9 protein-coding genes and 1 pseudogene are annotated in these 9,464 nt (G+C 59.1%); all 10 read right to left on the bottom strand.

From position 1 onward, the window contains the following. Positions 1-90: 90 nt before the first annotated feature. Entirely contained in the window at positions 91-1,407 is a 1,317-nt protein-coding gene (locus U1A24_RS19645; protein ID WP_322323678.1) for an ATPase, read from the bottom strand. Between the two features lie 63 nt (positions 1,408-1,470). Next, entirely contained in the window at positions 1,471-1,962 is a 492-nt protein-coding gene (locus U1A24_RS19640; protein ID WP_322323677.1) for a prepilin peptidase, read from the bottom strand. A gap of 1 nt (position 1,963) precedes the next feature. Then, complete coding sequence (locus tag U1A24_RS19635) at positions 1,964-2,809, bottom strand: tetratricopeptide repeat protein (protein WP_322323676.1); 846 nt, start codon at positions 2,807-2,809, stop codon at positions 1,964-1,966. Between the two features lie 46 nt (positions 2,810-2,855). After that, positions 2,856-3,425 (bottom strand): tetratricopeptide repeat protein, encoded by a 570-nt coding sequence (locus U1A24_RS19630; protein WP_322323675.1) that lies wholly within the window; start codon positions 3,423-3,425, stop codon positions 2,856-2,858. Positions 3,426-3,461: 36 nt separating this feature from the next. Further along, positions 3,462-4,445 (bottom strand): type II secretion system F family protein, encoded by a 984-nt coding sequence (locus U1A24_RS19625; RefSeq protein ID WP_322323674.1) that lies wholly within the window; start codon positions 4,443-4,445, stop codon positions 3,462-3,464. 6 nt (positions 4,446-4,451) lie between these two features. Next, positions 4,452-5,420: a type II secretion system F family protein gene (locus U1A24_RS19620; protein ID WP_322323673.1), complete on the bottom strand. Its 969-nt coding sequence runs from the start codon at positions 5,418-5,420 to the stop codon at positions 4,452-4,454. Positions 5,421-5,428: 8 nt separating this feature from the next. After that, entirely contained in the window at positions 5,429-6,868 is a 1,440-nt protein-coding gene (locus U1A24_RS19615) for a CpaF family protein (RefSeq protein WP_322323672.1), read from the bottom strand. A 23-nt stretch (positions 6,869-6,891) separates the two neighbouring features. Continuing rightward, positions 6,892-8,208, bottom strand: a complete 1,317-nt coding sequence (locus U1A24_RS19610; protein WP_322323671.1) for an AAA family ATPase — start codon at positions 8,206-8,208, stop codon at positions 6,892-6,894. A 253-nt stretch (positions 8,209-8,461) separates the two neighbouring features. Then, a complete protein-coding gene (locus tag U1A24_RS19605; RefSeq protein ID WP_322323670.1) occupies positions 8,462-9,103 on the bottom strand; it encodes an OmpA family protein in 642 nt (213 codons plus the stop codon). A gap of 4 nt (positions 9,104-9,107) precedes the next feature. Further along, a pseudogene (locus U1A24_RS19600) lies at positions 9,108-9,464 on the bottom strand (hypothetical protein); the annotation flags it as partial.

Genomic DNA, 9,464 nt, shown 5'->3' with positions numbered 1-9,464 from the left:
TTAATCAAATTGATCGGATATATGGATCAGATTGCCTGATCGCGGTTGACGATCAGGATGCTGATTTAACGCTTCGATCTGTCTGATCGCTTACTTCGCAATCGTCTCTTGCCGCACGAACATGTTGCCCCAGGCGCGGTCCATCAGCTCGGGCGTCATCTGGTAGGGGATGCCTTCGAACTCGCAGACCGCGATCATCTGATCAATCAGGAAGGTCGGCTGGTAGTTGGCGAAGTTGTTGGCGATGGTGGGGTATTTACTTTTCAGCATGTAGATCAGCGTGGCCTCATCCAACGGGATCTGCTTTTTCTTGGCAACCATCGCGAAGATTTTCAGGAACATTTCCTGATTGGGGCCGTCGATCTTGATCTTGAAGAAGATCCGGCGCAGCGCGGCGCCGTCGAAGATTTCGTTGGGATGGAAGTTGGTGGAGAAGATCACCAAGGTGTCGAAGGGGACGGTGAATTTCTCGCCGGATTGCAGCGCAAGGATGTCGCGGGATTCCTCCAGCGGCACGATCCAGCGGTTGACCAGCTTTTGCGGTGGTTCGGCTTGGCGGCCAAGGTCGTCGACGATGAAGATGCCGCCCGAGGCTTTCAGTTGCAGCGGGGCTTGGTAGGTACGGGCGGTCGGGTTGTATTTCAGATCGAGCATGTCGAGGGTCAACTCGCCGCCGGTGATCACCGAGGGGCGTTCGCAATAGACATAGCGGTTGTCATAGCGGTTGCCGGTGCGGCGCAGCGCGTTCGGGTCGTCGACCGAGGATTCCGCCGAGGAATGCACGATCGGGTCGTAGACGGTGATGACTTGGCCGGAATATTCGATGGCGCGGGGGATGTAAATCTTGTCACCCAAAGCCGCGCGGATGCCGTTGGAAATACTGGATTTTCCATTGCCGGGCGGGCCATACATCAGGATCGAGCGGCCTGAGGTGACCGCAGGGCCGAGGTTGGAGATCAGATCGGGCGGCAGGATCAGATGGCCCATGCCCTTCATCAGCTCGGGCCGGGTGAGTTTGATGTCGCGCACCGATTGGCGCTTCATCTGGGCGGAATAGGCGGCAAGCGGCAGCGGCAAAGCGCCGTAATATTCCGATTGCGACAGCGCATCCAGCGCGCGGGCCTTGCCGGCATCGGTCAGCTGATAGCCCATTTCATTGCTGGTGCTGGTGGCGTTCAGGGTGCCTTTGGCCTCTAGCAGCCGCTGTTGGCGGGCGGCGTCGACGAGTTCCTGGGTCAGCACCACTGGCAGGCAGATCGCGCGCGAAAGATCGGTGACCAGATCAAGGTTCATCCGGAACATGGTTTTCAGCAGGATGTCGCGCATCATCACCGAGGTCAGGCCGGTCTCGGCCAGCGTCTTCGGTTGTGGCGGCGGTTGCACCCCCAGCGGCACTTGCATGTTCATCGGCGGCACCTTTGCATCGGCGGCGCGATTGTTGCGCCGCTTGGTTCAATGCAAAGGATTGGCTTAGAAAAGCGGCAAGAGTGCGGCCAAAAGATAGAAGATCAGTGTCCCTGACAGCGCCAGACCCATCGGGAAGTCTTTATGCGTCCAGCTTTGCCAATCTAGCGTCGCCGTGCGGAAGGCCGGGATCAGCCGGGCAAGGCGGTGCGAGGCAAAGGCCCCAAGCAGGCAGGCGGCAAACAGGCCAAGCATGAAGCGGATGTCGGCATGGATGAACACCGGGGCCATCGCGGCTGCGAATTTCGCATCCCCCGCGCCGACGGCCCCGCCTGCGTTCAGGATGAACCCTGCAACCAGAACGCAAGCGGCCAAGGCCCAGCCCCAGAGCCAGAGTTTGAACGGCACCATGATCAGCCCCAGGACCAGCCACAGGATCAGCATGGCCAATCCGGCTTTGTTGGGGATTTTCATGAATTTCATATCGTTCCACGACACCCAGATCGCGATGGCTGTGGCGAAGGGCAGGAAGACGAGGGCGGCGTAGGGAGAAATCATGTCAGCTGCTCAGCGCTTTCAGGCTGCGCTCGGCGGCCTCGAAGAAGGTGGGAGAGGTGTCGACGGCTTGTTGCAGCAGTTCGCGGCCCACCGCAGTATCGCCTTGCTTCACTGCCGCCAGACCCATCGTGTAATACAGCTGGGCGCGCTCGGTCTGGGTCATCTCGATCACCGGCATGTCGTATTTGCGCTGCCCGGCGCGGGCGAGGACCAGATTGTTCTTGGCGGTGAACAGCGACGAATCGAAGGTAAGGGCCTGAAGGAACAGCTTTTCGGCGCCTGCATTGTCGCCACGGGTCAGCTTTGAGAAACCCCAGTTGTTGTAGACGCCCGAAGGTTTGTTGGTAAGCCCTGCTGCGATGTCATAGAAACTGTCGGCTTTCTTCCAATCCTTCTTGCTGTCAGCGACCATAGCCTCCAGCCGGTAACGCTCGAACGTCTCAACGGTCGGAGGGACGGTGTTCAGCGTGGCCTCGGCTGCGGCCCAATCCGAGGTACGCATCTGTGCGTCAGCCAGAGAAACGCGGTCATCATTGCTGCCTTCGGGTGAGGCAATGATGACTTTCCACACCCCAATCGCCTGCTCCGGTTTGTTGGCGCGGATCAGCGATTTGGCCAAGCCGCGTTTCAAGTCGATGCGATCGGGGTTTTCGGCGCTGGATTTCTGGAAATACGACACGGCTTCATCCGGGTCGCCCACCGTCAGCATGATGTCGCTGAGGTTGCTCTCATCGACCACATTCACAGATTTCAGCGCGCGTTTTGAGGCGGCGTCTCGGGTGCCTTGGCAGCCCGCCAAAGCTGTTGCGCCAATCAGGCACAGCGTAAGCAACGTCAGGTGGCGCATTTTGCGTCCTTTTTGGTCTACTGCTCGGTCGTCAAATTCTGGGTCTTCAAAGTTGCGACAGCAAAACGTAAGAGCCTTGCCCGCGCCGCACCAGTTTCATTACCGGTTTTTCGTCCTGAGCTGGATCATATACAGAGGCCTCGCTGCGCGCGATAGCGAGCTTAAGATTTTCACGGATGGAGTCCGATTGGCCACTGTCCAAGGCGAAGGCTTGCTGGAACACCCGGCGGGCCTCACCGACCTTGCCTTGTTCCATCAGCACGCAGCCCAGATTGTTCAGGGCGGGGACATTGGTCTCATCGGCTTCAATCGCGCGACGCAGCACTTTTTCGGCCTGACCCAAGCGGCCCAGCTTCAAATCCGCAGAGCCGATGGCAGAGAGCACATCGGCGTTCATGCCCTGCTCGGCCGCAGCACGGTAATAGGCGCGCATCGCCAGCTCATATTCGCCCGCTTCCATCAGGCGGTGGCCAACCAGCAGGCCATCGACACCCTGTTCGCGGCCATCGGCGGCGAAGGGCACGTTGCGCGGCTTGCCGGATGCGGAAAGGCCGCCCGAATTGCCACAGGCGGCCAAGCTGGAACAGATCAGAAGGACAACTGCCGCGCGCGTCACATAAAGCCCCGTTTCAACCGGGCCTTGGCCCGTGGTTCAGCCGCCACCGAGGGTTTTCGAGATCCCGTAAATCGATGGTCCGATCAGAATGATCAATAGCGGCGGCAGCGTAAACAGCATAGTGCCGAGGGTGAGTTTTGTCGGCAATTTGTTTGCCAATTCTTCCGCCCGCATGATGCGTTTGTCCCGCATTTCGGCGGAATACACGCGGAGCGCGTCTGACATCGAGGTGCCGAAGCTCGCTGATTGCACGAGGGTGGTGCAGAAGGAGGAGATGTCGGCGATGCCGACGCGCTCTGACAGGTCTTTCAGAACCTTGACGCGCTCTTTGCCTGCTTTGACCTCTTGCGCGACGGTTTCAAATTCTTCCGCCAAGGCCGGGCAAGAGGCGCGGCTTTCCTTGGCGATGCGGTTGATGGATTGGTCAAGCGATTGGCCTGCCTCGACGCAGACCAGCATCAGATCAAGCGCGTCGGGGAAGCCAGCCACGATTTCGGCCTGACGCTTTTGCACCCGGCTGTTGACCCAATACATCGGGAAGTAATAGCCCAAGCCACCGGGCAGCAGGGTGGAGATGATCATCACCTGGGTGGAGACCTCGGCATCGCTTTTGCTGGCAAAGGTGTAGAGCATCCCCAAGGCCAGCAGGCCAAGACCCAAGGCCAGTTGCGCGAAGTGAAAGGTGCGCACGGCGTTCTTTTGCTTGTAGCCCGCCCGGACCATTTTCAGCCGCGAGGCCGTCATGGCCTGCTCGTCCTGTGGTTCCAGGAACGAGGCGAATTTTTCGAGGCGATCTGCCTTTTCGCTGTGGCGCAGGTTGGCACTTTTTGGGGATTTGCTGGCGTTCTCGACCTCTTTGCGCAGGGCTTTCAACTTGTCGAACGGCTCTGGCTGCTTTTTCAGCAGCATTGGCAGCACGGCGATGATCAAGGTCAGCCCCAACAGGCCAAGCGCGAGCAAAGGGCCAAGCGGGCCGAAGTTGTCGACCAGTTGCGTGTTGATAGTGTTCAGGAATTCCATGACGCTTTAGACCTTAATGTTGACCATGATACGCATGAAGATGATGTTGAGCACCAAGAACACCCCGACGGCGAGGCAGGCCGGGATGAAAGCCGCCGATTCTGAAACGTCGTCATAGTAGTTCGGGTCGATGATGTTGATCATGACCAACGCACCGATCGGGAACATCGACAGGAACATGCCCGACCATTTCGCCTCACCGGTGATGGCTTTGACGCGGCGGAACAGCTTGAAGCGGGCGCGGATGACTTTCGACAGACCTTCGAGGATTTCGGCGAGGTTGCCCCCCGAGGTTTGCTGAATGGTGACGGCCACGGCAAGGAAGCGCAGATCCTGGCTGTCCATGCGTTCAGCAAAGGCTTTCAGGCTGTCGGCAACGTTGCGGCCATAAGCGGCTTCGTCCGAGATCATGCCGAACTCGGTGCCAAGCGGATCGGGCACCTCTTTAGAGACAATGCCGATGGCGGAGGCAAACGGGTGACCGACGCGCAACGACCTCACCATCAATTCTACCGCGTCGGGCAGTTGTTCGTCCATCAAGGCGATGCGTTTTTTCGCCTTGCCATTGACCCAGACATAGACCCCGCCAACGCCCATACCAATGGCGATCAACACCCGGATCGGCAGCGCCACCTGGGTGCCGATGGTCAGGCCAACAAAGGCCACGCCGACCATGCCGATCATGATCAGCACCAGTTGTTGCGGGCTGAAGGCGATGTTGGCCTTCTGCGCCTTTTTGGCGAGAATCGAGTACAGCGGAATGCCGCGCGAATTGACGTGCTGCTCGGTTTCCTTGCGCAACTGTTCCAGCACTTGCTCGCGGTTGTTGTTTTTCTCCAACAGGGCAAGACGGCGGCTCATCCGGTTGTTCAGGCTGATGGATTTGCCGAACACCACCAGATAAAGGCCGTTCACCATCACCACCACGGCGACGAAGATCAGGATATAGATAAGCGGGGCGGCTGAAATTTGCATGATAGGCCTCAGATGATCGGTTCGTAGATCGAAGCGGGCAGGTCGTAGCCCCATTGCCGGAAGCGGTCAGAATAGTGGCTGCGCACACCGGTGGCGTTGAAACGGCCGATGATCTTGCCGTTGGGTTCAACACCCAAGCGTTCGTAGCGGAAGATTTCCTGCATCGAGATCACTTCGCCCTCCATGCCGGTGATTTCGGTGATCGACACCATGCGGCGCGAGCCATCTTGCAGGCGCGAGGCTTGCACGATCAGGTTCACAGCCGAGGCGATCTGGCTGCGCACGGCTTTCAGCGGCATTTCAATCCCCGCCATCGCCACCATGTTTTCAAGCCGTGAGATGCCATCGCGCGCCGAGTTGGCGTGGATCGTGGTCATCGAGCCATCGTGGCCGGTGTTCATCGCCTGCAACATGTCGATGACTTCCTCGCCGCGCGTCTCACCAACGATGATGCGATCAGGCCGCATCCGCAGGGCGTTGCGCAGACAGTCGCGTTGGGTGACAGCGCCCTTGCCTTCGACGTTGGCGGGACGGCTTTCCATCCGGCCAACGTGGACCTGTTGCAGCTGAAGTTCGGCGGTGTCCTCAATCGTCAGCACGCGTTCGGTGTTGTCGATGAAGCTGGACAGCGCGTTCAGTGTGGTGGTTTTGCCCGACCCGGTGCCGCCCGACACGATCACGTTCAGACGGCAAGACACCGCCGCTTGCAGATAAAGCCCCATTTCCTCGGTAAAGGCACCAAAGCGGACCAAGTCCGGGATGCCGAGTTTCTCTTTCTTGAATTTTCTGATCGAAACAAGCGATCCATCCACCGCGACAGGCGGCACCATGCAGTTGAAACGGCTGCCATCGGCCAAACGGGCGTCGCAATAGGGGTTGGATTCGTCGACCCGGCGGCCCACGGCGGACACGATCTTGTCGATGATGCGCAACAGGTGACGCTCATCCTTGAAGGTGATGTCGGTGAGGGTCAGCTTGCCGTTGCGTTCAACGAAGATGCGGTTTGGGCCGTTGACGAGAATATCGTTGACGGAGTCGTCCTTCAGCAGCGGCTCCAGCGGGCCAAGGCCCATCACTTCATCGTAAAGCTCTTGGTTCAGCGTGGTGCGGTCTTCTCTCGACAGCGCCACCGACATCTCATCCAGCGCTTCGGCGGAAATCGCGGCGATTTCGACCTTCAGATTTGCCTCGGAGGCCTGTTCCAGCGCGGCGAGGTTGAGGTTATCAAGCAAGCGCTTGTGCAGCTCTTGCTTCAACTCGCCCAGACGTTCCTTGCGTTTCTTTTCCTTATCCGCGGCAATTGCTTCGGCAGGGGGCCGGGTTGGGGCGACAGCTGGGCGGCTGACGCCTGGCTTTGGCGCAGATGCGGCAGTCGCAGGACGCGCGGAATTTGCCGCAGCTGGGCTGGCGCTTGATCCGGCTTCCGGTTTCTTGAAACGTGAGAACATCGTCTACCCCCAAAGTCAGAGCCTTAGCCCCTGCCGGTTTCCACAGCTTTGTTCAGATCAAACAGCGATTTAGCCAGCTTTTGGATCTCTTTGCGCAGCGGGTTTTTGCCCGCATTTTCTGATAGCGGCAGGCCGTGGTCATTGGCTTGTGTGACCTGTGACCCACCGTCCGGCAGTTGAACTTCGATTGTGATATCAAGGCTTTCTGCCATCCGCTTCACCCGGCTTTTCGCCGAAAGATCGGTGAATTTCGGCGCGCGGTTCAGCACATAGCGCAGTTTTTCGTGTGGCAGGCCTTCGGCCTTCAGGGCCCGCACCAGACGCAGCACGTTTTGTGCCGAACGCAGGTCCAACTCCATCAGCGCGAAGTAGACATGGGCGCGGCTGAGCACGGTTTCGGTCCAGGCGACGATGGTGCGTGGCATGTCGATCACGACAAAGTCGAAATTCGCCCGTGCCATGTCGATGATGCGGGCGATATCTTCCGGGCTGACAATATCGAGCGGCAGCATGTCGGAGGGCGCGGTCAGCACATGCAGCTTGTCGTTGAAGGTCAGCATGGCGGCCAGCAGGGTATCGCTGTCGGCATGGGCCGTGTCGGTCAGCAGATCAAACACCGCCTCTTTGCGCGGCAGGTCGAGATAGGTCGCCGCCGAGCCATATTGAAAGTCGAGGTCAATCAGACAGACGCGCGGGGCGTCTGTTTTCGAAAGGGTTGCCAGTTCCCACGCCAGATTTGCGGCAAAGGTGGACGCGCCGCAGCCACCCGCAAGACCATGCACGGGAAGCACGACCGCGTCGCGATCGCCTTTGGCTTTGAAGGCCGGGGCCTTCTCGGCATGGGGTTCGTCTGACACCACTGGTGCCGGGGTTGGGGCAGGGGCCGAGATAGGGGCTGCTGCGGGATCGGTCGCGGCAACTTCAGCCGGCGTTGCTTTGCGGATGCGTTCAATGGCTTCGTGCAAAGCGCCATCCGGCAGCGGATAGGGCACGAAATCATCGGCCCCAAGACGCAGCAGCTGATGCAAGGCGGCTGGGCCGACCTGATCGGCGATCAGGATCACTTTGATCGGCTTTGCTTTGGCGGTGCGGATGATCTCGGTGATCCGCGACAGATCCACCTCATCTTCGGCATCGACCGCGATGGCGACAAATTCCAGCGTGGCAGATTCGGGTTGGCCGAGAAAGATCAGCGCATCTTCAAAGCCAAGATCGCCCCAGCTTTCGCCCAATTCGTTTTCCATATCGTCGATCAGCAGATCAAAGTTCTGCACATCGCGCGAGATGGTGCACGCCAGAATGGGTGCCGGATCTGGTTGTAAGTTTGCCACGCTCGTCATCGTTTCATTGTCCCTCTCAAGACATCCCACCAGCGGCTCCGGCCAAAATTAAGGCGCGATTGGGGCCGATCCGGGGATCATACCTGGCCTTCGGCGCGGCATTGTTCCCATTGAGTGCAAGATGCTGGAGGATGGTGGCGAGATTGGGGCCAAAAAAGCGTCAATCTAGGGTATTTAGGGAATTAATCGCCAATTCAGGAAACGAAATCGGAAACAAAAACCCCTCCGTTTGGGCGGAGGGGCTGGCTGTTGTTTACTCTGGTTGTTGGGCGGGCACTGGGTAAGAGCCATGCTCGACCACCGCGCCTTTGACGTATTCCTGGAAGATGATCTGAGCGTATTTGCCGTTCAGTACCATAGGGTCGTTTTTGACAAAGCCTGATACTTCGGTGACCGTGCGCCGGTTGCGCTGTTCTGGGGCAGAGGTCTGGATGATCGGGCGGGTCTTGCCGAATGATGCCACGGCCTCAAGCCGCGAGCCGCCGATGCCAAGGCTGGCCAGATAGGCGACGGCTGCTCTGGCGCGGCGCAGACCCAAGGCCTTGTTATAGGCGTTTGAGCCGACCAGATCGGTGTGGCCATAAACGCGGAAACGCACTTGTGGGAACTGCCGAATGAAATCGGCCTGTTGCGCAAGCGCCGCGCGGGCCTCTGGGGTCAACTCGGAGCTGTTGAAAGCAAAGGTGATGGTGCTGGGCACGGTTTTGGCAAAGCGCTCTGCCAAAGCGTAGGTGTAGTCGCGTTCGCCCGACATCACCAAGGTGTTGTTCATCGTCGAGTTGCCGAAACCGCCTTCGTCAACGGAAGCGCCCGCTTCGCGGTTGAATTCGGTCGGATCACAAGCCGCAAGGCCAAGTAGTGCTGCGGCGATCAGGGGGAGGGAGCGCAATTGCATCACATCACTCCATCACATAGCCATAAGAGCCGCTGAAGTCTTGCCGCGCGACATCGCCCGCAGCCCCGTTCTGCTTGCCCGCGACGTTGCCGAACAGGAACAGATCTTTCTCGGACGGCAGCTTGACCCGGTCTGTCGGCAGGGCCAGAGCCTCACCGCGTGTCGGCGTGACCAGATGCGGTGTCACGATGATCACCAATTCCGATTGCGCGCGTTGATAGTCCGTCGAGCGGAACAATGCACCAATGATCGGAATATCGCCCAGCCACGGCACCTGGCCGTTCAGATCGCGGAAGTCGTCCTGCAAAAGCCCCGCGATGGCAAAGCTTTCGCCGTCGCGCATCTCCACCGTGGTGGAGGT

Source organism: Cypionkella sp., from assembly GCF_034376685.1.
Lineage (GTDB): Bacteria > Pseudomonadota > Alphaproteobacteria > Rhodobacterales > Rhodobacteraceae > Cypionkella.
This window is presented reverse-complemented; position numbering and strand designations above follow the sequence as displayed.